The following is a 22,621-nucleotide window of genomic DNA, read 5'->3' on the forward strand; positions in this document are numbered from 1 at the left end:
CGCGTGATGAAACCATTTTTTCGTACAGCATTACTGATCGGCATGATGAGCGCATTTTCCACTGAGGCTACCGCACAGGAGACAACCCGCATGAATACCAAAACCATTCGTGCAATGACGGGCGCAACGGCGACTTCGTCTTTATCCGCCTCACAAACTGCGTTAATCGTGGTGGATATCCAAAACGAATATTACGCAGGTAAAGATTTTCGTGGTCAGATGGTGATCCCTGATGGTGATAAGGTACTGAAGAATAGTCAAAAGCTGGTTAGCTATGCCCACCAAAAGGGGATGCCGGTCTACTTCGTTCGTCATATGGGGCCGAAAGACAGTCCACTGTTTGCCGAGGGCTCTCTCTCTGCGCAGTTCCATAAAGATCTGCAGCCTTCTGCGCAAGACGCCATTATCACCAAAGCGATCCCGAGCTCTTTTGTTGGCACCGATCTGGATGCGCAATTAAAGAAAAAAGGGATTAAAAAGGTGATTGTGATTGGCCTGATGACGCATATGTGCATTTCGTCCACCGCGCGTGACGCTGTACCGCTGGGTTACAGCGTGATTATTCCTGACGATGCAACGGCAACACGCGATCTGGATGACGGTCAGGGTGGCGTGGTGGATCACAAAACGCTTCAGCGGGCGGCATTAGCCGGTGTGGCCGATGTATTTGCTGAGGTAATGACCACCAAAGACGTTATGGCACTGCCGGTCACAAAATAAGACCGGGCTTGCTCCCTGTCACCAGCCAGACTTCTATACTGGCTGGCACATGGAGGCTTTTATGACGCTTAAAATTGGTATTGTGGTATTTGATGGCATCATCCCTTTTCACCTTTCGGTGCCCTATGCCGTATTTGAGAAAGCGCTAACGCCACAAGGCGAGCCCCTTTGTCAGTTGGTCGTTTGCGCCACTACGCCCGGCGCACTTAAAACCAATGCCGGATTCTCTATCGTTGTCGAGCGTGGGCTTGATGAGCTGGCCGGAATGGATATGGTGATCGTCCCAAGCTGGGACAGTCCCGAGCATGCCCCGGCCCCCGATCTCCTGCAGGCCCTGCAAAAAGCACATGCCGCGGGTTCGCGTATTGTGGGTTTGTGTATGGGCGCGTTTGTGGTTGCCGCCGCCGGGTTACTGGAACATCGCCCTGCTACGACGCACTGGCGATGGGCGGCTGATTTTCAGCGCCTTTATCCCTCCGTGCAGATGGATAAAGACGTTCTTTATATCGATAATGGTGACGTTGTCACTTCTGCGGGCACGGCGGCCAGTATCGACTGTTGCCTGCATCTGGTGCGTCAGGCCTGGGGTGCGGAAGTGGCAAATAGCGTAGCGCGGTTGCTGGTGGTACCGCCCCATCGCCAGGGTGGACAACGTCAATACGTAGAACTGCCGGTTCAGAACACGCGTCGTGGAGATAACTTTACCGACGCGCTAGCCTGGGCGACGGAAAACCTCCAGCTTGCGCTCACGCTGGACTGCGTGGCGGAAAAGGCCTGCATGAGCCGTCGCAGCTTTACCCGGCGTTTTCAGCAAACCACCGGTGAGAGTTTTTCGCGCTGGCTGCTCAACCAGCGCATTATCGTCGCACAGCGCTATCTCGAAAAAACCGACCAGCCTGTGGATGACATTGCCGAGCGTGTCGGTTTTCCCTCAACAACGTCCTTGCGCCGTCACTTTCACAAGCTGCTTAACACCTCGCCATCTCGCTATCGTCGCGAGTTTCGCGGCCGATAGCGAGGAGGCTATTTCCCGTGAGTTTCGAACCCTGCCATCACCGCCGTTAACTCCGCCAGTGAAAAACCGTGCTTCGGATCGTCAACGCCCAGCCCGAAGCGCTCCTGCATCAGCTGATACAGCGCCCCGGCATCCGGTAAATGGATCTGCTCCTCCACGTGACCGTTCTGCCAGTGGGTGAAGTTGAAGTTGGTCAGCGTCAGCTTGCCGCCGTCCGGCAGATGGCGGCACATCAGCAGATGATGACGGAAATGGGACTGCGGCCAGTGCGCCGACCAGAAGTTCCCCATCACGTAATCGCTGAAATATTGCGTCGTCAGGTCAAAATGGTACATCGACTGCCAGTGTTCGTGGTGGCGGAACTGCAGCACCCAGTCGTTGCCCTCGCTCAGCAGACGGTACAGCCCGTGCGGGGTCTCCTGCTCCTCGTTGGCAAGCAGACGAATCGGCGCCGTCAGCGTCTGTCCACCAAACCCCACGTCGGCAATCCAGCGCTCGCCATTCAGCTCGACCAGCAGCAGGCGATGCGTGCGCGGCGGCATTTGCGGCGGATTTGCCAGCACGACCCGACCCAGCACGCTGCGCACGGTAAACCCGACTTCACGCAAAACGCGCTCAAAAAGACCGTTTTGCTCAAAGCAATATCCCCCGCGTCGCGCCGTCACCAGCTTGTCCACCAGACATTGATCTTCAAGATGGATTTCGCGCGGCAGAACAACATCAATATTCTCAAAAGGGATCGCACAGTTGTGGTGTAAATGCAGCGCGCGCAGGGTATCGATATCCACCCGTGTCGGTTGCGCCCAGCCGATGCGGGCGAAATAGGCGGTCAGAAATGGGGACATACATCAGTTTCCTTTGATTGTGATGTTCTGTTTATAAACTAATTTTACGCAGTCACTTTGATTTACGTGCTTTTTCGCCATACTCATCGGTGTAGATGAGGAGATCCTATGAGCCATTTTCGCCCTGTTGAATTACGCCATGCCAGCCGTCTGCTCAACCACGGCCCCACCGTGCTTATCACCAGTCGGGATGAAACCCTCGACAGACGCAACGTGATGGCCGCCGCGTGGTCAATGCCCGTTGAGTTTGAACCGCCGCGCATCGCGATAGTCGTGGATAAAAGCACCTGGTCACGCGAGCTGATCGAGCGCAGCGGAAAGTTTGGCATCGTCATCCCCGGCGTGGCGGCGGCCAACTGGACATATGCGGTCGGTAGCGTCAGCGGGCGCGATGAAGACAAATTCAACTGCTACGGGATCCCGGTCGTTAACGGTCCTGAACTTGGCCTGCCGGTGATTGAAGAGAAATGCCTGGCGTGGATGGAGTGCCGGTTGCTACCCGTCACTTCCGCGGCAGAAAAATACGATACGCTGTTTGGCGAAGTGGTTTCCGCGGCGGCCGATGACCGCGCGTTTGTCGCCGGTCGCTGGCAGTTTGACGGGGATAAACTGAATACACTGCATCATCTGGGCGCGGGGACATTTGTGGCGAGCGGGAAAATAGTCAAGGCACTGGATTGAGAAACTCTCCCACAGGGCTTAGGAATCCCCAGTAATTTGCACGTTCACAGGCCATGCCGTTACAGAGTAGCAAGGAACATAAAGTGAACGGAATGACCACCAGAGCCGTATGTTCCCCCTCACCCCAGCCCTCTCCCTCAAGGGAGAGGGGGTCGTCCATGCAGGCATTATTTTGTGGGGATCCCTCAGCCCGACAGGGAGAGGGTGATCTTATTACTTCGCACGCCGTGAAATAATCTCATCCGCAACATTCCGCGGTGCTTCCGCAAAATGATGGAACTCCATCGTATACGTCGCGCGTCCCTGGGACATCGAGCGCAATGTCGTGGCATATCCAAACATCTCCGCCAGCGGTACGTCAGCGCGAATAATCTGGCTTCCGTACTGCTCCGCCATCCCCTGCACCATGCCGCGGCGGGAAGAGAGATCGCCCATGATGTTACCGGCGTACTCTTCCGGCGTTTCCACCTCCACGTGCATGATCGGCTCAAGGATAACCGGATCCGCTTTCCGAGCGCCCTCCTTGAAGCCGAGGATCGCCGCCATGCGGAACGCCATCTCCGAGGAGTCGACGTCGTGGTACGAGCCAAACGTCAGCGTCGCTTTGACGTCGACAACCGGATAGCCCGCCAACACGCCGCTGTTCATCGCCTCCCGCAGCCCTTTCTCAACGGACGGGATATACTCGCGCGGCACCACGCCACCCTTGGTGGCATCTTCAAATTTAAAGCCACTTCCGGGCTCCAGCGGCTCCAGGCTCAGGACCACATGGCCGTACTGCCCTTTACCACCGGACTGCCGGACAAATTTGCCTTCGATATCCTTCACCGCCTTGCGCAGGGTTTCGCGGTACGTCACCTGCGGACGACCAATATTCGCCTCGACGCCAAACTCACGCTTCATGCGGTCGACGATGATCTCAAGGTGTAGCTCGCCCATCCCGGAGATAATCGTCTGACCGGACTCTTCGTCAGTGTGCAGGCGAAACGACGGATCTTCCGCCGCCAGACGCTGGAGCGCGATCCCCATTTTCTCCTGATCGCCCTTGGTTTTTGGCTCGATCGCCAGCGAGATAACCGGGTCCGGGAACTCCATGCGCTCAAGCGTGATGACGGCGTTCGGATCGGTGAGCGTATCACCGGTGGTCACGTCCTTCAGCCCAACGCATGCTGCGATATCGCCCGCGCGCAGTTCGTCCACCTCATGGCGATCGTTGGCATGCATCAGCACGATACGACCGATGCGCTCTTTCTTCCCTTTCACCGGGTTATACACCGCGTCGCCTTTGCGCAGCACGCCAGAATACACGCGGATAAAGGTCAGTTGCCCGACGTACGGGTCGCTCATCAGCTTGAATGCCAGGGCCGAGAACGGCTCATCATCGCTCGGGTGACGCTCCGCGTGCTGCCCTTTTTCATCCACGCCATCAATGGCCGGCACGTCCAGCGGCGACGGCATAAGCTCAATCACCGCATCGAGCATGCGCTGTACGCCTTTATTCTTGAACGCGCTGCCACACAGCATCGGCTGGATTTCGCCCGAGATGGTGCGAATACGCAGTCCCCTGATGATTTCCGCTTCGTCGAGATCGCCCGTCTCCAGGTATTTATCCATCAGATCGTCGCTGGCTTCAGCTGCCGCAGAGACCATTTTCTCACGCCATTCTCTGGCGGTGCTGACTAAATCATCCGGCACGGGCGCATAGGTAAATACCATGCCCTGCGTCGCATCGTCCCACAGAATGGTGCGCATCTTGATGAGGTCCACCACGCCTGTAAAATGGTCTTCGGCACCCACCGGGATGACAATCGGCACCGGATTGGCCTTCAGGCGTTCCTGCATCATCCGCACCACGCGGAAGAAATCGGCGCCCGGACGGTCCATTTTGTTGACGAAGGCCAGTCGCGGAACGTGATATTTATTGGCCTGACGCCAGACGGTTTCCGACTGCGGCTGCACGCCGCCCACGGAGTCATACACCATCACGGCACCGTCGAGCACGCGCATAGAACGCTCCACTTCAATGGTGAAGTCCACGTGACCCGGGGTGTCGATGATGTTGATCCGGTGCGGTTCAAACCCTCTGTCCATACCCGGCCAGAAGCAGCTGACCGCCGCGGAGGTAATCGTGATCCCGCGCTCCTGCTCCTGCGCCATCCAGTCAGTGGTTGCCGCGCCATCGTGTACTTCACCCAGCTTGTGGCTCATCCCGGTATAAAACAGGATGCGCTCAGTGGTGGTGGTTTTACCGGCATCGATATGCGCGGAGATACCGATGTTGCGATAACGTTCGAGAGGGATGGGTCGGGGCATGATATTTCCTTAAGTCTCATGACTTGTCTGTGACGACCGGGATGGTCGTGCATTCGTTCGTTTGCTATAATAGTCCTATTGTACGAGTATTATCGAACTATTTTTTAACGGTTGACCTATTGTTGATATAGCTCAATCTGACGCCAAACGCAGGAAAACGATGATCCCAAACCACCCTGAAACTGAACAAATACTGCTGGAAAATGTGCTGTTTGCCCTCGGCAACCCGCTCCGGCTGTCGATTATCCGCCGGCTGGCCGATGGCAGTGAACTCAGCTGTAACGCGCTGCGCCCGAACGACGTGGTGAAGTCCACGATGACCCATCACTGGCGCGTTCTACGCGACAGCGGGGTCATCTGGCAGCGTCCGCAGGGACGAGAAAATATGATTTCATTGCGAAGAGAGGATCTGGATGCCCGCTTTCCGGGGCTGATGGACATCCTTTTACGTGCTCATTAAACCTCTTATCGCCGGGAGGGATATGTGCCTCCCGAACGTATCAGGACGACTGCGTCGACGCGAATTTCTTCGCAATCATTTCAGCAGTAGGCTGTAATCCCCCCAGGCTCCATTGCTCCGGCTCGTGTTCATCAATACGGATCCAGACCGAATTCCGGAATGCCGGATCCCCTTTCCCCTCGATTTCCACCATTAAGTCCGTCATTCGGCGCAGCAATTCCCTTTTTTGCTCGGCGTTCATGATCCCTTTAATCGTTTGTACATTCACAAATGGCATTGTATCCTCCCTAGAATCAAGGTCTAAAAATCATACTCAGATTAGAAAGGAAAACACCCTGTGTCAAAAGATAAATCATTGCCTTATCTCTCACCCGAACTGTGCGGGCTCGCAGAAGGGGCTAAAATCGTTGGCGATCAATGGATTTTGCTGATTTTGAGGGAGGCTTTTTACGGCATCACTCGCTTCGAGACCATGCGCAACCATACCGGCATCACTAAGCAGACGTTAGCAACGCGCTTAAAGTTGATGACGGAGCTGGGGTTGCTTTCCCGAAGACCTTACCGGGAAGAAGGATCGCGGGAACGGTATGAATACCAGCTTACCGACAAAAGCCGCGCTCTTGCCCCGGTGCTGCTATCTCTGATGGAATGGGGACACCTGCATGTTTTACACACCGCACCGCATATCACGCTGGTGGATAAAGCGAGTGGTGAACCGGTGCGCATTGGCTATGTGAATACGCAGGGCCATGAGGTCATGCGAAGCCAGGTTCAGATTGTGCCGTCAATAGAGGGGTAAGCCGGGCGGTGTGCCCCCTGCTTCCCCTGTCAGGTTACCTAATCCAAACCTTCTGCAGCGTGGCGCTCAGCGCAAACGGCACGCTTTTAGTGCTGAACGCCCGAGCGGTCAGAAAAATCGCTGGCGGAGAGAAGATCGCTCCGTGTTGCCGTCTGTTTCTGGCGGGCATACCGGTCAGGTACGCCTTCAGGACGCGTTTTGAAGCGACGGTGCAGCCACATATATTGTTCAGGTGCCATCCGCACGGCGCGCTCAATCGCCCTGTTCATCTGCGTCGCCACGGCGACTTTGTCGCTGCCCTGTAACGCCTCGCTGATATCCTCCAGAATAATCAGCTCGTATCCTGTACCGTCCGCCCTGCGGCGCGGCACGAATGGAATCACGGCAGGTTTCGCGCTTTTGACCAGCATATAGCTTCCAGCGGTCGTGGCGGCATCCGGAACCGCAAAAAACGGCGCAAACACGCTATTGGCTTTGCCATAGTCATGATCCGGGGCGTACCACAAAATCTCATTCTGTTTCAGCGAGCGGATCATGCCCTTTAAATCATGGCGATCGAGCATGGTTTTATTGGCGCGCAAACGCCCGCGCGTCTGTAGCCAGTCCAGGAGCGCATTATTGTTAGGGCGATACACCCCAATACCGGGGTTGAGCATGCCAAATATCCGCGCGCCCAGCTCAAGCGTCAGAAAATGCATCCCGACCAGCACCACGCCCTTTCCCTGCGCCCTGGCTTTTTCCATGTGCTCGTAACCCGTCACGGTAAAGCATTTCCGCACCCGCCATGCAGGCCAGAACCACGCCATGCCGGTTTCGATTACCCCCATCCCAACGGATTCAAAATTACGCTGCAGCAAAGATTCACGCTCTTCTGCTTTCATCTGCGGAAAGCAAAGCTCCAGGTTTCTGCGGGCAATCTCGACGCGGCGAGGAAGTAAGCGCATCGCCAGCCGACCAAGGCCATGACCGATTCTGAACAGTAGCGGATAAGGGAGCAGCATGATGAGCCACAGCGCGGCGATGCCTGTCCAGCTTAGCCAGTATCGAGGGTGGAAAAAGGCAGGTGAAAACCGGGGTAATTTTGTCATGAGAAAATTATCCTTTAACGTTGCTGTCCTTAATTGATTCTGTTGGCGATCTTTCCTAAGGATTTATTAAATGTCAGTCAGAAACGTTAAGTGTAACGGATCGGATAAAACTCACTTTTATCGTTTTTTGCGAAATGAGGGTCTGAGAGTCAGGAGAAACCGGGTAAGACGACGCTACCCGGCCCCAAAAATTACATTGAATACCCAGGCTTCTTAATTAACTCGTCCAGCTTCGGTCCTATTTCGGTATCCCAGACCTGGGCTTTCCAGTCTTCCTGGTTCACCTGGTTCAACGCCACCGATACCGAACTGTCTTTGCTGTTGAAATGGCGAATAATCACCTCGGCGATATCTGCCGCCAGCGCGGTTTTTTGCTCGTCGTTAAGATCGCGGGGAAAACATTTGATATCTACGTGTGGCATATGCAGGCTTCCTGTTATGTGTGAGCCTTCCACGTTATCAGATTATGTTGTTGGCCTTTAACACCTTGTGCAGTTCCGGCAGTTGACACACCGTATCCGCAATCGCCGTAAACCTGGGCGTGTTTGCCGCAAACCAGTCATGCCGAGGCCCCCAGGTGCGCGCCACCGCAATATATACGTCCAGCAGCGTCAGCCGTTCCCCCAGTGCAAACGGGGCGGCCTTAAGCTGGCTTTCAAACCACAAGTAGAGGGATTTCCGGTATTCGATGCAGTTTTTCTGCAGCTGTTCCGGCGCATCCGGCACCCAGCGTTCGGGATAGTCTGCATACGTAAACGTGGGATAGACGTTGGCCACAAACCAGATGAGCAGACGCTGAAACTGCTGACGCTCGGCCTGCCCCACGGGTGGAGCAAGATCGGGACATCTGTCGAGCACCATCAGGGCAATTGCCGCGGTTTCGGTCATGATGGCGCCATTTTCCAGCGCCAGCGTTGGCACCTGACACAGCGGGTTGAGCTTTTGCAGCAGCTCGCGCTGCGGGCCGGGCTGGTCAAACCCGTCCACGTTCACAAACTGATAAGGGATATCAGCCAGGGTGAGCATCGCTTCACCGATCGCCGAGCCCCAGCCGGGTACGCCATAGAGTTTAATCATGTTGCCCCCTGCGGGATGAAAACCCTAAGTGTAGAGCACCATTAGTAGGTTATCCCAAGCGGGTTGACCTCCGACTGCGTCACCGCTTCCCCCTGTTCGCCCCAGCGCGCCAGCACCTTCTGGTAATCTCCCCGCTTAATCGCGCCGTCAAGCGCGGCCTGCAGCGCGTACACCAGCTCATTACCTTTTTTGGTGGTGGTCGCAACATAGGCTTTTTTTGGCCCTAAACCGACCACGCGGGTTTTGCCCGTAAGCGCTGCTTTGTAAGCTGAAACCGACTGAGGGCCAAAGAACACATCCGCCCTGCCGGACTGGATATAGAGATTGCCCGAGGCATCGTCGTGGAGATAAACCGGCAGCGCGGGCGTCCGCCCCGCCTTTTTGTTCTCTTCGTTCCAGCCCAGCAGAATGCGCTCCTGATTCGTGCCGGAGCCGACAATCACCTTTTTCCCGGCCAGATCTTCCGCGCTTTTGATTGACTGGATCTCGCTTGTGGATTTCACCGAAAACGCCAGAGAATCGACGCGGTAGGTCGCAAAATCAAACTTCTCTTTACGCTGCTCGGTCACCGCAATGTTCACCAGCGCCACGTCGTATCGCCCGGAGGCAATCCCCAGCGGCCAGTCTTCCCACGCCGTCGGCACCAGCTTCAGCTTTAGCCCCAGGCTACCCGCCAGCAGGCGGGCCATATCCGGATCGCTGCCGATGCGCGTACGGTTATCGCTGGCCAGCAGCGCCAGCGGCGGAGAATTCAGCATCGAGATGGCGACCGTCAGCGTACCCGGCTCAACGAATTTGTAATTGGCGGGGATTTTCGCCACGGCCTGCGGATCCACCGTCACCGGCAGCGGCTGCTCGTTGGCTTTCAGATCAATGCTGGCGTGGCTCGCCGTTGTGAAGATCAGCCCCGCCAGAAGCCCATATTTCATTGGCACTCCTTATAAGACTTTCGAGAGGAACTGGCGCGTTCGCGGGTGCGACGGGCGGTTCAACACCTCGTCGCTGCTCCCCTGCTCAACGATTTTCCCGTCAACCATAAACACCACCTGGTCCGCCACTTCACGGGCAAAGCCGATCTCATGGGTGACCACCACCAGCGTGGTGCCGGAACGGGCGAGCTTTTTGATCACGTCCAGCACTTCGCCGACCAGTTCAGGGTCGAGCGCCGAGGTGGGCTCGTCAAACAGCATCACGCGGGGACGCAGCGCCAGCGCGCGGGCAATGGCGATACGCTGCTGCTGACCGCCGGAAAGATGGCGTGACCACGCATCGGCTTTATCCCGCAGCCCAACCACGTCCAGCAGGCTGTACGCCCTTTCCACCGCCTCTTTTTTGCCGAGCTTTTTATGCGCGATGGGCGCCTCTATCAGGTTTTCCAGCACCGTAAGATGCGGGAAGAGATTGAAGTTCTGGAACACGTAGCCCACGTTGACGCGCTGCCTGAGGATCTCCTTCTCCTTCAGCTCATAAAGCTTATCACCCTGACGACGGTAGCCGATGTAATCCCCGTCTATCTGGATAAAACCTTCGTCGACGCGCTCCAGGTGGTTAATGGTGCGCAGCAGCGTCGATTTGCCCGACCCGGACGGCCCGAGGATCACCGTTACTGACCCGGGAGGGATCTCAAGCGAAACGTTGTCGAGCGCCTTATGGCGGCCAAAAAACTTGCTGACGCCGGTGATCGAGATATGTCCTTCAGGAGAGGCTTGCATGGACGGGCTCCTGTGCTGGCGTGGTGGTCACGGAACGGGCGCGGCGGGTGTCGCGGTTCTGATTCACGGCGGAGCGGCGTTCGCTGCGTGCCAGACCGCGCTCGACAACATACTGAATTGCGGACAAGACGGTGGTAATGACCAGGTACCAGGCAGCCCCGACCATCAGCAGCGGGATCACCTCCTGCGTGCGGTTGTAGATCATCTGGATGGTATAGAACAGCTCCGGCATCGCCAGGACGTACACCATCGCCGTGCCCTTGGCGAGGCTGATGATTTCATTGAATCCCGACGGCAGGATTGTGCGCAGCGCCTGAGGTAAAATGATCCGCACCGTGCGGCGCCAGGCCGGGAGACCCAGCGCGGCGGCGGCTTCATACTGGCCGTGATCGACCCCGAGGAATCCCCCGCGAATGATCTCGGCGGTATAGGCGCTCTGCACCAGCGTCAGCCCCACCACGGCGGTGGAGAACTGCCCCAGCACGTTAATGGTCTCAAAGCTGCCCCAGGTGATGCCGGTGAACGGCACGCCGAGAGAGAGCGTGTCGTAGAGATAGGAAAAGTTGTACAGGATGATCAGCACCACGATCAGCGGCAGCGAGCGAAACAGCCAGATGTAGGCCCACGCCAGGCTGCTCAACAGCCATGACGAGGACAGTCTCGCCAGAGCCAGCATGCCGCCAATCACCACGCTCAGCGCGGTGCCGATCAGCGTCAGGAGCAGGGTCTGCCCTACGCCTTCGAGGATCACCGGGTCAAAGAACCAGCGGGCGAACACCGCCCACTCCCAGCGCGGGTTAAAGGCCACGGACTGAATCACGACGGCCAGGACAAACAGCGCCACCGCGGCGCCGACGGCCCGCAGCGGATAACGCGCCGGGACCACCTTAATGGTTTCAACGTTGCTCATCGTCGTTCCTCATGCGGTTTTACTGAACGCTTCGCGTACCAGCGTTTTAGTGAAGCGCAGCCGACCGTCAAAGGGCGGCTGGCTGTACTCTTCCGGATCCCGGTTCAGATCGAACTGCGGCTGATAGCCCTGGCTAAGATAAAGCCTGACCGCTTCCGGCTGGCGAAAACCGGTTGTCAGATAGATCTGGCTGTACCCTGCCAGCACCGCCCTGCGCTCCAGCTCCTGCACCACGCGCCCGGCAAATCCCTGCTGGCGCAGGGTTTTGTCCGTCCAGATGCGTTTGATTTCCGCGGTGCGTTCGTCGAAGGGCTTGTACGCGCCGGTGGCGATAATCTTCCCGTCGCGCTCCAGGACGATAAACAGCCCCTGCGGCGCTAAGTACCACTCGGTGAGTTCCACTTCCGCGTCTTTAGAGAAGTAGTCCCCGTAGCGGGCGGCATATTCACCGAACAGCCCCTCGATGATGGGCTGAAGCTCGGCATCTTCCGGCGACACGTCACGAAATCGTTCACTCATAGCGCCCCCTTAATCGCCCAGGCCAGCCGGGTTGACTTCTGACTGAGGAATGCGCTCAACGCCTTCCCCCCAGCGGTTGAGCACTTTGTCGTAATCGCCGTTTTTGATGACGCCGTTCAGCGCGGTTTGCACCGGCTCAACCAGCCCGCTGCCTTTTTTCAGCGTCACCGCGATGTGCGCCGCCTTAGGCCAGCCGCCGTCGACGCTACCCACCAGTTTGGTTTTCCCGTTCAGTGCCGCTTTCCAGGCACCAATCACGTTCGGGCCAAAGTAGGCATCCGCGCGCCCGGACTGCAGCGCCAGCGTTTGTGCCGCGTCGTCTTTGGTGTAGATCGGGGTAAAGGGCTTCAGTCCCTTCTTCAGGTTTTCGGCATTCCACGCCAGCAGGATGGCCTCCTGGTTGGTGCCGGAACCGACGATAATCCGCAGCCCGGCAATGTCCTCCGCTTTCTGAAGCGATTTGATCGGGCTGGTCGATTTCACGTAGAAACCGAGGGAGTCCTTACGGTAGGTGGCAAAATCAAACTTCTCTTTGCGCGCTTTGGTGACGGTAATGTTGCTGATGGCCGCATCGTATTTCCCCGATGCCACCCCCAGCGGCCAGTCTTCCCACGAGGTCGGCACCACGTTCAGCTCCAGCCCGAGGCTATCGGCCACCAGACGGGCGACGTCAACCTCGCTGCCGAGCAGCGTTTTGTTGTCGTCGGAAAATACCGTCAGCGGCGGTTGATTAAGGCCCGCCACCGCCACGGTAAATTTCCCCGGCACGGCAAAGCGATAATCTTTCGGGAGTTGCGCCACCGCCTCGCTGTTTTTGGCGGTGTTGATCGGCGTTTTGTTGGCCTCGATGCTCACGCCAGTGCCGTTAATATTCACATTCTCTGCCCAGACGGCAGGGGTAAAGGCCAGCGCGAGCGCCAGAATAAGCGATGTTTTCTGCATAGCGGTGTTCTCTTTTATTGTTGTGTGAACTGGTTTTTTGGTTGGTCTAAGCCCAGGCTCTCGCGCAGCGTGGTGCCCGGATAGTCGGTGCGGAACAGGCCACGGGCCTGCAGAACAGGTACAACCTGGTCAACAAAGCGCGGGAAGGTGTCCGGCGTACCGCCCTGAATGATGAAGCCGTCTGCGGCATAACCTTCAAACCAGGCCTGCAAACCGTCAGCCACCTCCTCCGGCGTGCCGGAAAAGCGCGGGCGCGGCGAAGCGGCTTCAAGCGCCACCTGACGCAGGGTTAAGCTGCGCTCGCGGGCATTACGCTTAATTTCATCGGTAGTGCTGCGGAAGCTGTTTTTGCCTAAGTCGCCGATATCCGGGAACGGCTCGTCGAGCGGATACTGGCTGAAATCGTGATGTTCAAAATAACGGCCGAGGTAGTTGAGGGCATCGTTAATCGATACCAGCGCCGCCGTGGTTTGATACTGGTTTTCCACGTCATCGGCATCTTTCCCCACTATCACGCTGACGCCCTGGAAAATATGTAGATCTGACGCGCGGCGGCCGTTCGTTTCCAGCTGCTGCTTCACGTCGCGATAAAACGCTTTCGCTTCTTCTAAGGTTTCGTGATGGGTAAAAATGGCGTCAGCATGTTTCGCCGCCAGTTTTTTACCGTCGTCCGACGCGCCCGCCTGAAAGACAATCGGTCGCCCTTGTGGCGTACGACCAATATTCAGCGGCCCGGCGACCTGGAAGAAATCCCCGTGGTGATCCAGGGTATGCAATTTTGCCGAATCAAAGAATTGACCGCTCTCTTTATTGCGCACAAAGGCGTCGCCCTCCCAGGAATCCCACAGCCCTTTCACCACGTCGAGATACTCATCGGCAATGCGGTAGCGCAGCGCATGCTCGGGGTGTTTTTCGCGGGAAAAGTTCTTTGCTGACCCTTCCAGCGGGGAAGTCACCACGTTCCAGCCCGCTCGGCCGTTGCTCAGGTGATCGAGGCTGGCGAACTGGCGCGCCGTGGTAAAGGGTTCGCTGTAGGATGTGGATAAGGTTCCCACCAGCCCCAGGCGTGAAGTGATGCTTGCCAGCGCGGAGAGTACCGTTAACGGTTCAAAGCGGTTTAAAAAGTGCGGAATAGATTTCTCATTTATATAGAGGCCGTCGGCAACGAACAAAAAATCGAGTTTGCCCTCCTCCGCTTTTAATGCCGTTTCTTTTACGAAATTAAAATTAATACTGGCATCGGCGACGGCCTCAGGGTGACGCCAGGCAGACATATTTCCGGACGCACCATGCAAAATGGTCCCGAGCCGCAGTTGACGATGTGCAGACATATTTACCTCTCCAGAATTAAACGTGTTGCAGCGCTTTTTCCGCAAGCTGTGCAAAATAGCGGGCAGCGGGCTCAATTAATGCTTCGTCCGGATTAAATGCCGGATGGTGTAAACCAAACGGGCTATTACTGCCGATGCTGACAAACGCCCCGGGAATAGACTGCAGATAAACCGCGAAATCTTCTCCGCCCATATGCAGTTCCGCGTGCCGGGTTTCGTACCCCGCCTCGCGGGCAACCGAGGTGGCAAAATCGGCCCAGCGCTCGTCGTTCACCAGCGCGGTGGGTCCGGCATACCAGGTAATATCAATCTGTGCGCTGAAGGCGCTGGCAAACCCGGCGGCGATTTCGCCCACGCGGGCCTTCACGTTCTGCTGCACCTCCGTGCGGTGGGTGCGCAGCGTGCCTTCAAGCTCGACGCTTTCCGGCAGCACGTTCCAGGTATTGCCGCCAGCAATGCGCGTCACGCTCAGCACCACTGAATCCAGCGTATTGACGTTGCGGCTGGCGACGCTTTGTAGCGCCGTTACAAGCTGGCTCGCCAGCACAATGGCGTCGTTGCCTTCGTGCGGGCGCGCGGCGTGCGCGCCTTTGCCGGTGATGCGGATCACGAAGCGGTCGACGTTGGCATAGAACGGTCCGCCGCGGGTGGCGAACTCACCGACCGGCAGACCGGGCTCGTTGTGCATACCGAAAATCGCGCTGACGTCACGCAGGGCACCGGCCCGCACCATGCTCTTCGCCCCGCCAAAGTTCTCTTCAGCAGGCTGGAAGAGGATACGCACCCGGCCGTTGAGCGAGGCTTCACGCTCTTTTAGCTTTAACGCGGCACCGAGGATCACGCTGGTGTGGATATCGTGTCCGCAGGCGTGCATCACGCCTGCACGCTGCGAGCTAAACGGCACGCCGCTGCGCTCCTCAATCGGCAGAGCATCAATATCTGCCCGCAGCGCAATCAGTTTGTTGCCCGAGCCGATTTCTGCCACCAGCCCGGTCGACAGGTCGTAAGGATGTGGGGTAATCCCGGCATTCGTCAGCCACTGGCGCAGGCGTGCCGTGGTTTCCACTTCCTGACCGGACAGCTCAGGGTTCTGGTGCAGCTCGCGGCGCCAGGCTATCAGCTGTTCGCTAAAGCTCATACGGTGACCTCCCTGTTAAGACGCGCCTCGGCAAGCAGACGCAGCGACGCGACGCGCGTTGCCCCCTCCGCGACAGGCGTGTCGATGATGAATTCTTCAATGCCCCACAGCTGGTGCAGCGCGTTGAGCTGCTCCAGCACCGACTCAGCCGTGCCCGCCAGCAGCGACTGGGCCCGACGGGCAATGCGAACCGGCTCGCTTCCCGCCTGACGCGCAAAGGCGTAGGCCTGCTCTTCGCTGGCCACGGTGACACGCTGGCCATTTTCCAGCTCAACGCCCCACACTTCGACCTTTTGCGCCAGCGCGTCTGCCTCGGCCTGCGTCGGCGCAACAATCGCCTGTACCGCCACAATCACCTCCCGCGCGCTGTTCTTACGCCAGGTCGTTACCACGTCGCGCAGCAGTTCCGGGTCACCGTTGAGATGTGCGGCAAAGACGAAGTGCCAGTTGAGCGAGGCGGCAAGCAGCGCGCTTTCGATGCTGGCGCCCAGCAAAAAGCCCTGAGCAGGAACCGGTGGCAGCGGCGTGGCGCGAACGGCTTCATCGGCAGACTGACGTTCAGGACGGATCCAGCGATCGAGCTGGGCCAGCTGTTCGGCAAAGCTGCCTTTTTCCTGTTGATGCAGACCCTGCTGCAGCACGCGGGTCGAGAGCGGTAGCCCGCCGGGGGCTTTTCCGACGCCGAGATCCACGCGACCGGGCGCCAGCGCGGCCAGCAGGTTGAAATTCTCGGCTACCTTATAGGGGCTGTAGTGCTGGAGCATCACGCCGCCGGAACCGACGCGGATGCGCGTGGTTTGCCCAAGGATCCAGGCAATCAGCAGCTCCGGCGAGGGGCTGGCAAGGTGTGGCGTGTTGTGATGCTCGGCAATCCAGAAGCGGTGATAGCCCAGACTTTCTGCCTGCTGCGCCAGCGTCAGGGTGCGCGCCAATGCATCGGCTGCCGTTTCGTTTTCAGCGATGGGGCTTTTGTCCAGAATGCTGATTCGCCATGACATGTTGCGTTCTCGTTTGACTTAACATGTCGACATTATTAAAGGCGTATTTCACCACAGAGAAACAATTAATTTACATTTGGTTTGCCGGAAATCAGATATACATGACCCTGCTAAGGGTGTGATTTCAGCGATGAAATCAGCGCATCCGCCTCCTGACGACGGGTGATTCGGACAAACTTGATATGGCTGTACTGCGGGTTTTTCATGTCGGCTTCGTAGCGTTCGCGGTTGCTGCGCCAGGTTTTAATTGTCCAGATGATGATGGACTCCCGGCTGAAAAATGAGCGGCGAAAGCTTTCACGGTTTCCGGTGCCGGGCCAAAGCTCCTGCTGGTGCCATGCGCGTGTGAACGCGCGCGTGACCGCCTGCCAGAGCGTACGGGTAAACCCGATGTCCACCCACACGACCACATCTACATCACGCCACTTCACCGGGCGCGTGCGATTGTAGTTGCCGTCAAGCACCCAGCCGGGCGTGGCAGCGAGCGTATCCGCCAGCGTATTTAGCAGCACTTCATCCGGTGTGCCCTGCCAGTCAGGGCGCCAGTACAGCCTGTCCATCTCAATATACGGGAGCGACAGCTCCGTCGCCATGCGTCTGGCAAGCGTACTTTTTCCACTTCCGCTGGTACCGATAATATTGATTTTCACCGTTCCCCCCAATCGTGCTGAAGAAAAGGGATCGCATCATATCGTTTTAGTTTTGTTAATGAAACGCCAGTGAAGCGCCGCCTCCTGGCGCTCTACCTCATCGTAATTATTAAGGGTTTCTGATGATTAAAACAGCACTTCACTGTTTGTTTTGTCTAAAAACTCACCACGATTCAGCGCGTTGTAATCCTTGTCTGCTCTGACCACACGATTTCCTTCGACGCGCATCACTTTCGGCACGGTTATATTTTGCGTCGCTTATGAATTGCAGGTAGGATGCCTCGCCATGTTTCGCCTTATCCATACGCAGAATGACTGGGAAGGCGGCATGTGTTTGCGCAGAAGCAATCGTTTGTATTGCTTTCTGCCAGGCAGGACTATCACGATAATGGTTCAGACAGGCAAACAGGTAACTCAATGAAAACAAGCAATAAAAGCGCAGCCGATCATCATGCTGCGAAACGTCGCTGGTTGAACTCCCACGAAGAGGGCTACCACAAAGCGATGGGCAACCGTCAGGTTCAAATGATCGCCATCGGCGGCGCTATCGGTACGGGTCTGTTTTTAGGTGCTGGCGCACGTCTGCAGATGGCGGGCCCGGCTCTCGCACTGGTTTATCTGGTGTGCGGGATCTTCTCCTTCTTCATTCTTCGCGCGCTGGGTGAACTGGTACTGCATCGCCCCTCCAGCGGAAGCTTCGTCTCTTACGCCCGAGAATTCCTCGGTGAAAAAGCGGCCTACGTTGCCGGCTGGATGTACTTCGTCAACTGGGCGATGACCGGTATCGTTGATATCACCGCCGTTGCGCTGTATATGCACTACTGGGGCGCGTTCGGTGACGTGCCGCAGTGGGTCTTTGCCCTTGGCGCGCTGGCCATTGTCGGCACCATGAACATGATCGGCGTGAAGTGGTTCGCCGAGATGGAGTTCTGGTTTGCGCTGGTAAAAGTGCTCGCCATTGTGATTTTCCTGGTGGTCGGTACGGTCTTCCTCGGCAGCGGCAAGCCGCTGGATGGCAATGCCACCGGTTTCCACCTGATAACCGATAACGGCGGATTCTTCCCGCACGGCTTGCTGCCTGCGCTGGTTCTGGTTCAGGGCGTGGTGTTTGCCTTTGCGTCTATCGAGCTTGTCGGTACCGCAGCGGGTGAATGTAAAGACCCGCAGACCATGGTGCCAAAAGCCATTAACAGTGTGATCTGGCGTATCGGTCTGTTCTACGTCGGTTCCGTGGTGCTGCTGGTTCTGCTGCTGCCGTGGAACGCCTATCAGGCCGGTCAGAGCCCGTTTGTGACCTTCTTCTCTAAGCTCGGCGTGCCTTACGTGGGCAGCATCATGAACATCGTTGTGCTGACGGCGGCGCTCTCCAGCCTGAACTCTGGCCTTTACTCTACAGGACGTATCCTGCGCTCCATGTCCATGGGCGGTTCCGCGCCGAAGTTCATGTCGAAAATGAGCAAGCAGCACGTACCGTACGCCGGCATTCTGGCTACGCTGGTGGTGTACGTCTTCGGGGTATTCCTGAACTATTTGGTGCCGTCTCAGGTCTTCGAGATCGTGCTGAACGTGGCCGCACTTGGGATTATCGCCTCCTGGGGCTTCATCGTGGTCTGCCAGATGCGTCTGCGTAAAGCCATTAAAGAAGGCAAAGCCGCTGACGTCAGCTTTAAGCTGCCGGGCGCCCCGGTGACCTCATGGCTCACCCTGCTCTTCCTGTTCAGCGTGCTGGTTCTGATGGCGTTCGACTACCCGAACGGTACCTATACCATCGCCACCATTCCGCTGCTTGCCGTGCTGCTGATCGCTGGCTGGTTTGGCGTGCGTAAGCGCGTTCACGAAATTCACAGCACCGCGCCGGTTCATCCAGATGATGAAAAACACGACGCGCCGCTGGTGGAAGAGACGTCGCGTTAAGCACCAATTAAGCATTAAAAAGGGAAGGCATCTGCCTTCCCTTTTTTATATCACAGCGCGATACGCACCACGTCGTCAGGCTGGGTCGCTTCCTGCTGACGGGTAGATTTCTGCTTCACCGTTACATAGAGCGTTTTGCCATCCGCCGAGAGCGCCAGGCTGTTCGGGTAGACCGGCGTATCGAACGTTTTCGTTACTTTGTAGGTTTTCGCGTCAATCACGCTCACCTTACCGGCCTCACGGTGCGTCACGTAGGCTTCATTGCGAGCCGGGTTAAACAGGACCGCCAGGGACTCCGGCGCGGCGATTTTCTCGATCACACTGCCGTCTTTCAGGCTCACCACCAGCACTTCCGGTTGTTTTGAATCGGTCAGGAACGCGCGCTGGCCGGCGGTGTCGAGGCTCAGGTTCAGGTAGAAGTGCTCTTTACCGTCGTCCTGCACTTTTTTACGGCTCAGGATTTTATTGGTGGCGGTATCAATGGTGACGAGTTCGCCGTCAGCATTAGTGGTATACAGGCGTTTCGCTTTAGCATCCAGCGCCAGACCGGTGCTGTATGTGCCGGTATTGGCAATGGTCTCTTTCAGCTTCAGCGTTGCGCCATCCACGACCCAAATCACGCTCTCTTTGCCGACACCGGTGATGTAAATCGTGTTGCTCGCATCATCCGCCACCAGCTGACGCGGCTGCAGCGGCTTGACGGTTTCACTGCGCTGACGGCTATCAAGCACCAGACGCCCTTTCACGTCGCCCGTTTTGGCATCAATGGCCGTCACCGCGCCGTTGATCGTGTTACCCAGCCACAGGGTTTGTGTCGCGCCGTCGAGGGTGGCGCCAAACGGTTTGAGATCGCTGTGAATGGCCTGCGTCACCTCCAGCGTGGCTGGATCGAGGCGGTAGATAACGCCACCCTTGTCGAGTTTACGGCTTTGCGACGTCGCAACCCACAGGGCGTTCTCCTGCTGGCTGACCGCCATTTCATAGGCACCTTTACCCACCGCTTTACGCAGCATCTCTTCGGCGGCATGCGCCTGGAAGGTTCCGGCAAACAGTAAAGCGGCAGACAGCAGAGACGTACTCAGGCGTGGCGAGCACAGATGGCGTAAAGACATAACAATTCCTTTTTTGAAAAGAGGGGTTTCCGCTGACATCACTTCCGGCAGGCAACGTCATGGCATCGCCTTTTGATAATGAGAATAGTAATCATTAATGAACTGAATGTGGAGTTTTTCTTTTCCCTGTTGCCTTTCATTAACGCAATGTGCGGTTATAGTTTTCAAAACATTTACAAAACCTTTAACATGTATGGACATGTTCCATTTGGTTCGTTTATACATCACAACCGGTTTTACTCATGAAAATCATATCTGCCCGTAAGGCATCTCTCCCGCTGCTGCTGGTTCCCGTTGTTTTTGCACCTCTGAGTGCAATGAGCGCCGAGGAACAGACCATGATCGTCAGCGCCGCGCCGCAAACCGTATCAGAGCTTGATACCCCGGCGGCGGTCAGCGTCGTGAATGGCGATGATATGCGCCATGCAGCGCCACGTATTAATCTCTCCGAATCGCTTGGCAGCGTTCCGGGACTACAGATTCAGAACCGTCAGAACTATGCTCAGGATCTCCAGCTTTCGATGCGCGGGTTTGGTGCCCGCTCAACATTTGGCGTGCGCGGCATCCGCATGTATGTCGACGGTATTCCTGCCACCATGCCGGACGGACAGGGCCAGACCTCCAATATCGATCTCTCCAGCATTGATACCGTCGAGGTGCTGCGCGGTCCCTTCTCTGCCCTGTACGGCAACGCCTCTGGCGGCGTGATTAACATCAACACCCAGACCGGACAGCAGCCGCCAACCATTGAAGCCAGCAGCTATTACGGCAGTTACGGGACATGGCGCTACGGCATGAAAGCCACCGGCGCGATGGGTGACGGCACCCACGCGGGGGATGTGGATTACACCGTATCCACCACCCGCTTCACCACCAAAGGCTACCGCGACCACAGCGGCGCGCGGAAGAATCTCGCTAACGCCAAACTGGGCGTACGCATTGACGACGCCAGCAAGCTGACGCTGGTTTTCAACAGCGTGGACATGAAGGCCAACGATCCGGGCGGGCTGAGCTATCAGGAGTGGCAGGATAACCCGCGTCAGTCCCCGCGCGGCGATCAGTACAGCACGCGCAAGACCATCAAGCAGACCCAGGCGGGGCTGCGCTATGACCGACAGCTGAGCGCTCGGGACGATCTCAGCGTGATGATGTACGCCGGCGAGCGTGAAATGACGCAGTACCAGTCGATTCCCTACCAGCCGCAGCTGAGGCCTTCTCACTCCGGCGGCGTGATCGATATGCAGCGTCACTATCAGGGGGTTGATACCCGCTGGACGCACCGCGGCGAGCTGCTGGTGCCGGTCACCTTCACCACCGGTCTGAACTATGAAAACATGAGTGAAGACCGCCGCGGGTACGAGAACTTCGTGATGAATAACGGGGTGCCGGACTACGGCGTGAAAGGTGATAAACGCCGGAACGAACGTAACCTGATGTGGAACGTTGACCCTTACCTGCAGACCCGCTGGCAGCTGACGCAGAAACTCTCCGTCGATGCGGGCGTGCGTTACAGCTCGGTCTGGTTTGATTCCAACGACCATTACGTTACGCCGGGCAACGGCGACGACAGCGGTGATGCGAGCTATCACAAGTGGCTCCCGGCGGGCGCCGTGAAGTATGCGGTGACGGACGCATGGAACCTCTACGCTGCCGCAGGACGTGGATTCGAAACGCCAACCATCAACGAGCTCTCCTATCGCGCCGATAACCAGGGCGGCCTGAACATTGGCCTGAAGCCGTCCACCAACAACACGTACGAAGTGGGCAGCAAAACCCGCATCGGCAATGGCCTGCTGACGGCAGCACTGTTCCGCACCGATACGGATGACGAGATCGTGGTGGATGCCAGCGCTGGCGGCCGGACAAGCTATAAAAATGCCGGGAAAACCCGTCGTCAGGGAGTCGAAGTGTCTCTCGATCAGCAGTTTGCTGAAAACTGGAAGCTGAAAATGGCGTGGACCTATCTGGACGCCACCTACCGCACCAACGTCTGCGGCGACGCAGACTGTAACGGCAACCGCATGCCGGGCATTGCCCGCAATATGGGCTACGCGTCATTTGGCTGGCAGCCTGAAGAAGGCTGGTACGCGGGCTCGGACGTGCGCTACATGAGCGATATCATGGCCGACGACGAGAACACGGCGAAAGCGCCGTCGTACACGGTGGTCGGGCTGAATACCGGGTACAAATTCAATTATGGTAACTGGGGGATGGACGTCTTTGGCCGCGTAGATAACCTGTTCGACAAAGAGTACGTCGGCTCAGTTATTGTAAATGAATCCAACGGGCGGTATTACGAGCCCGCGCCGGGCCGCAACTACGGCGTAGGGCTGTCTGTCTCTTATCGATTCGAGTAAGAAATAAGTAAAGTTTATTTTATAAAGAAAATAACGCTCC

At 57.2% G+C, this 22,621-nt stretch carries 23 protein-coding genes; 7 read left to right on the forward strand and 16 right to left on the reverse strand.

The window, feature by feature from the left end:
* The first annotated feature begins 6 nt into the window (after positions 1-6).
* Both HBM95_12040 and HBM95_12045 read left to right on the forward strand, forming a co-directional pair.
* The gene (locus tag HBM95_12040; protein ID NIH43662.1) at positions 7-720 is read left to right on the forward strand and encodes an isochorismatase family protein; all 714 of its coding nucleotides are present in this window, start codon (positions 7-9) and stop codon (positions 718-720) included.
* Positions 721-781: 61 nt separating this feature from the next.
* Entirely contained in the window at positions 782-1,735 is a 954-nt protein-coding gene (locus HBM95_12045) for a helix-turn-helix domain-containing protein (GenBank protein NIH43663.1), read from the forward strand.
* Between the two features lie 8 nt (positions 1,736-1,743).
* Here the strand turns inward: HBM95_12045 and nhoA are convergent, their stop codons facing one another.
* Entirely contained in the window at positions 1,744-2,580 is an 837-nt protein-coding gene (gene nhoA, locus HBM95_12050; GenBank protein ID NIH43664.1) for an N-hydroxyarylamine O-acetyltransferase, read from the reverse strand.
* A gap of 108 nt (positions 2,581-2,688) precedes the next feature.
* Here nhoA and HBM95_12055 point away from each other — a divergent pair, with 108 nt between their 5' ends.
* Entirely contained in the window at positions 2,689-3,261 is a 573-nt protein-coding gene (locus tag HBM95_12055; GenBank protein ID NIH43665.1) for a flavin reductase family protein, read from the forward strand.
* A 213-nt stretch (positions 3,262-3,474) separates the two neighbouring features.
* On the opposite strand, the gene fusA is transcribed toward HBM95_12055, so the two are convergent.
* Positions 3,475-5,574 carry an elongation factor G gene (fusA, locus tag HBM95_12060; protein NIH43666.1) on the reverse strand — a complete coding sequence of 700 codons (2,100 nt, stop codon included), beginning with the start codon at positions 5,572-5,574 and terminating at the stop codon, positions 3,475-3,477.
* Positions 5,575-5,734: 160 nt separating this feature from the next.
* On the opposite strand from fusA, the gene HBM95_12065 reads away from it, so the two are divergent.
* Positions 5,735-6,034 carry a helix-turn-helix transcriptional regulator gene (locus HBM95_12065; protein ID NIH43667.1) on the forward strand — a complete coding sequence of 100 codons (300 nt, stop codon included), beginning with the start codon at positions 5,735-5,737 and terminating at the stop codon, positions 6,032-6,034.
* Positions 6,035-6,074: 40 nt separating this feature from the next.
* On the opposite strand, the gene HBM95_12070 is transcribed toward HBM95_12065, so the two are convergent.
* The gene (locus HBM95_12070; GenBank protein ID NIH43668.1) at positions 6,075-6,311 is read right to left on the reverse strand and encodes a 4-oxalocrotonate tautomerase; all 237 of its coding nucleotides are present in this window, start codon (positions 6,309-6,311) and stop codon (positions 6,075-6,077) included.
* Positions 6,312-6,371: 60 nt separating this feature from the next.
* On the opposite strand from HBM95_12070, the gene HBM95_12075 reads away from it, so the two are divergent.
* Complete coding sequence (locus HBM95_12075; protein ID NIH43669.1) at positions 6,372-6,833, forward strand: helix-turn-helix transcriptional regulator; 462 nt, start codon at positions 6,372-6,374, stop codon at positions 6,831-6,833.
* 86 nt (positions 6,834-6,919) lie between these two features.
* On the opposite strand, the gene HBM95_12080 is transcribed toward HBM95_12075, so the two are convergent.
* The 12 genes from HBM95_12080 to HBM95_12135 form a co-directional block, all read right to left on the reverse strand.
* On the reverse strand, positions 6,920-7,921 hold the full coding sequence (locus tag HBM95_12080) for an LpxL/LpxP family Kdo(2)-lipid IV(A) lauroyl/palmitoleoyl acyltransferasee (protein NIH43670.1): 1,002 nt from the start codon (positions 7,919-7,921) through the stop codon (positions 6,920-6,922).
* Between the two features lie 191 nt (positions 7,922-8,112).
* Positions 8,113-8,343: a tautomerase PptA gene (gene pptA / locus HBM95_12085; protein NIH43671.1), complete on the reverse strand. Its 231-nt coding sequence runs from the start codon at positions 8,341-8,343 to the stop codon at positions 8,113-8,115.
* Between the two features lie 37 nt (positions 8,344-8,380).
* Positions 8,381-8,998, reverse strand: coding sequence for a glutathione S-transferase family protein (locus HBM95_12090; GenBank protein ID NIH43672.1), 618 nt, complete (start codon positions 8,996-8,998; stop codon positions 8,381-8,383).
* A gap of 41 nt (positions 8,999-9,039) precedes the next feature.
* Entirely contained in the window at positions 9,040-9,927 is an 888-nt protein-coding gene (locus HBM95_12095; GenBank protein NIH43673.1) for an ABC transporter substrate-binding protein, read from the reverse strand.
* A gap of 9 nt (positions 9,928-9,936) precedes the next feature.
* The gene (locus HBM95_12100) at positions 9,937-10,710 is read right to left on the reverse strand and encodes an amino acid ABC transporter ATP-binding protein (protein ID NIH43674.1); all 774 of its coding nucleotides are present in this window, start codon (positions 10,708-10,710) and stop codon (positions 9,937-9,939) included.
* Positions 10,694-11,620 carry an amino acid ABC transporter permease gene (locus HBM95_12105; GenBank protein ID NIH43675.1) on the reverse strand — a complete coding sequence of 309 codons (927 nt, stop codon included), beginning with the start codon at positions 11,618-11,620 and terminating at the stop codon, positions 10,694-10,696. The genes HBM95_12100 and HBM95_12105 overlap by 17 nt, the downstream gene beginning before the upstream one ends.
* 9 nt (positions 11,621-11,629) lie before the next feature.
* Entirely contained in the window at positions 11,630-12,139 is a 510-nt protein-coding gene (locus HBM95_12110; protein NIH43676.1) for a GNAT family N-acetyltransferase, read from the reverse strand.
* Positions 12,140-12,148: 9 nt separating this feature from the next.
* Positions 12,149-13,081 (reverse strand): ABC transporter substrate-binding protein, encoded by a 933-nt coding sequence (locus HBM95_12115; protein ID NIH43677.1) that lies wholly within the window; start codon positions 13,079-13,081, stop codon positions 12,149-12,151.
* Between the two features lie 14 nt (positions 13,082-13,095).
* Complete coding sequence (locus tag HBM95_12120; protein ID NIH43678.1) at positions 13,096-14,412, reverse strand: LLM class flavin-dependent oxidoreductase; 1,317 nt, start codon at positions 14,410-14,412, stop codon at positions 13,096-13,098.
* A 16-nt stretch (positions 14,413-14,428) separates the two neighbouring features.
* Positions 14,429-15,550, reverse strand: coding sequence for an amidohydrolase (locus HBM95_12125; protein NIH43679.1), 1,122 nt, complete (start codon positions 15,548-15,550; stop codon positions 14,429-14,431).
* Positions 15,547-16,548 (reverse strand): LLM class flavin-dependent oxidoreductase, encoded by a 1,002-nt coding sequence (locus tag HBM95_12130; protein ID NIH43680.1) that lies wholly within the window; start codon positions 16,546-16,548, stop codon positions 15,547-15,549. The genes HBM95_12125 and HBM95_12130 overlap by 4 nt, the downstream gene beginning before the upstream one ends.
* Positions 16,549-16,658: 110 nt before the next feature.
* Positions 16,659-17,198, reverse strand: a complete 540-nt coding sequence (locus tag HBM95_12135) for an adenylate kinase (protein NIH43681.1) — start codon at positions 17,196-17,198, stop codon at positions 16,659-16,661.
* A 417-nt stretch (positions 17,199-17,615) separates the two neighbouring features.
* On the opposite strand from HBM95_12135, the gene ansP reads away from it, so the two are divergent.
* Complete coding sequence (ansP, locus tag HBM95_12140) at positions 17,616-19,112, forward strand: L-asparagine permease (protein ID NIH43682.1); 1,497 nt, start codon at positions 17,616-17,618, stop codon at positions 19,110-19,112.
* A 50-nt stretch (positions 19,113-19,162) separates the two neighbouring features.
* Here ansP and HBM95_12145 read toward each other — a convergent pair whose 3' ends face one another.
* Positions 19,163-20,224 (reverse strand): YncE family protein, encoded by a 1,062-nt coding sequence (locus HBM95_12145; protein ID NIH43683.1) that lies wholly within the window; start codon positions 20,222-20,224, stop codon positions 19,163-19,165.
* 242 nt (positions 20,225-20,466) lie between these two features.
* Here HBM95_12145 and HBM95_12150 point away from each other — a divergent pair, with 242 nt between their 5' ends.
* Positions 20,467-22,581 carry a TonB-dependent receptor gene (locus HBM95_12150; protein NIH43684.1) on the forward strand — a complete coding sequence of 705 codons (2,115 nt, stop codon included), beginning with the start codon at positions 20,467-20,469 and terminating at the stop codon, positions 22,579-22,581.
* Positions 22,582-22,621 lie beyond the last annotated feature (40 nt).

The sequence above is a fragment of the Enterobacter asburiae genome (assembly GCA_011754535.1).
GTDB lineage: Bacteria > Pseudomonadota > Gammaproteobacteria > Enterobacterales > Enterobacteriaceae > Enterobacter > Enterobacter cloacae_N.